A 509-nucleotide genomic window follows, 5' to 3' on the forward strand; every position below is an offset into this window, starting at 1 on the left:
GCGAACGGCGCAAAAGCCGCTGCAAGGGTGTCACGAATAGGGGCTATCTCTTCCATCAATCCACTGAAAAACCCCGAAAACCACGCTTTGATGGGTTCCCAGTATTTCCAGATCAACAGCGCCGCCACGACAATCACGGCAATTAACAGCCCCAGCGGACTAAATAATAAGGAAAGTCCGCCCCCAATCACAGATAAAGCCGCCTGAAAGGCAATGCGCAAGGCGCCTAATCCCCCGGTAGCCAATCCTTTAATGCCATTCCCTAGCATGGTGATGGCCGTCATGGGCTGGGTGAACACCATCAGCAAGCCGCGCTTAGCAAAGTCGGCCCCCTTCATCAGCGTGGCAAACCCTCGGGAAACCAGCCCGCTTATGGCGGTACGTGCATTGTTAAAAATGGGTCCCCAGCCTGTCACGCTGCGACTGACACCGCCGAGGGAAGGCAGCAGCCCCCGTAACCTTGTTGACAATCCCCCCAATGCAGGAAATAAGGCGGTCAGCCCGCCGCC

General features: G+C 56.6%; 1 pseudogene. It reads right to left on the reverse strand.

The annotated features are described in order from the left end of the window. Positions 1-509, reverse strand: a pseudogene (locus tag NXS07_RS20760) (phage tail tape measure protein); the annotation flags it as partial.

Source organism: Xenorhabdus bovienii (assembly GCF_024721015.1).
Taxonomy (GTDB): Bacteria; Pseudomonadota; Gammaproteobacteria; order Enterobacterales; family Enterobacteriaceae; genus Xenorhabdus; species Xenorhabdus bovienii.